This is a genomic window from Amycolatopsis jejuensis, assembly GCF_000717335.1.
Classification (GTDB): domain Bacteria; phylum Actinomycetota; class Actinomycetes; order Mycobacteriales; family Pseudonocardiaceae; genus Amycolatopsis; species Amycolatopsis jejuensis.
On sequence record NZ_JNYZ01000099.1, the window covers coordinates 1 to 1,206 of the forward strand.

General features: G+C 65.5%; 1 protein-coding gene. It reads right to left on the reverse strand.

Features of this window, described 5'->3' with window-relative positions; translation table 11 throughout:
- Positions 1–757, reverse strand: a 757-nt coding sequence (locus tag OO71_RS45910; protein ID WP_425388758.1) for a hypothetical protein, incomplete at its 3' end; no start/stop codon positions are given.
- Between the last annotated feature and the right edge of the window lie 449 nt (positions 758–1,206).

Below are 1,206 nucleotides of genomic sequence, written 5' to 3' on the forward strand. Positions count from 1 at the left end.
TGTAGCCGGCTTGGGTGTAGAGCTCGAGTTCGCGGTGCAGGGAGAAGCCGGTGTTGTCGTCGGTGCCGGGCCACAACGGAATACCCTCCGCACGCAACAGGCGGAGCGTGTCCATGACTTTGGCGAAGCTCTGCTCGTAGGTTGCCAGGTCCTCTTCGGACTCATGGGGCAGATAGGTGTGCCGTCGGTCGTGTTGATAGGCCGGCGGCAGGTGATCGAGTATCGCTTCGTCGCCGGGAAGAGTCTTGCCGTCGCGGCAGAGCAGTAGTCCTTCCATGACACAGACGGTGGTGTCCAGGCCGATCCCGTGGTCGTGCATGAGGTTCAGGGTGCGGCGCACCGGCTCCGACGTGAGGTCGAGCTTTGCGGCCCGCGTCAATCCCATGATCCGAAGCGGGGACAGGGTGTCTTCGGTTTCGTCGATGAGCCAGCCGAGCATGAGCTGGTTGACGTGGGTGATCTCGTCGTAGCCTGCTTCGATCATCTTGTCCGGCGTGGTGAACGGGGTGATCCCATACCCACCAGGACCGCGGACCCCGTCGAGGTACCCGGAGCGGGTGATGGTCGGTCCGGCCAGCTCCCCCGACTCGAAACACTCCTCCAACTCCAGCAACCGCTCATTCACATTCCCCATATCCCGCACCGACGTCACCCCCGCCGCCAACGCAAACAACCCACCCCACCCATCCACATGCCCATGCATGTCATGCAACCCCGCCACCAACGTCCCCCCACCACCATCCACCACCACACCCACCGAATCCCCCCCTCCACCAACCCCTCCAACTCCTCCCGACACCCCACCACATCACCCCGCACCACCCACTCCTCCCGACCACCCCCCACCACCGCCACCAACCGACCCCCACCATCCACAACCACCCACTCCGGCACCAACCGCACCCCACTCACCACATACACCCACACCCCCACCCCACCCACACACCCCTCCCGCACCAACACCACCCGCACCCGACCCCCCGACAACAACCCCACCTCCCCACCCGCACCCAACGCCGCCCGCACATACACCCACACCCCAAACCCACACGACACCCCCGGCACAAACACCCCACCCGGCACACTGCCCCCCACACTCCCGAACTCCTCCGACACCACCGCACCCGCCAACGACACCCCCGACACCCGCCACCACACCGGCACCCCACCCACACCCAAACCCACACACTCCACCAAACCCTCACC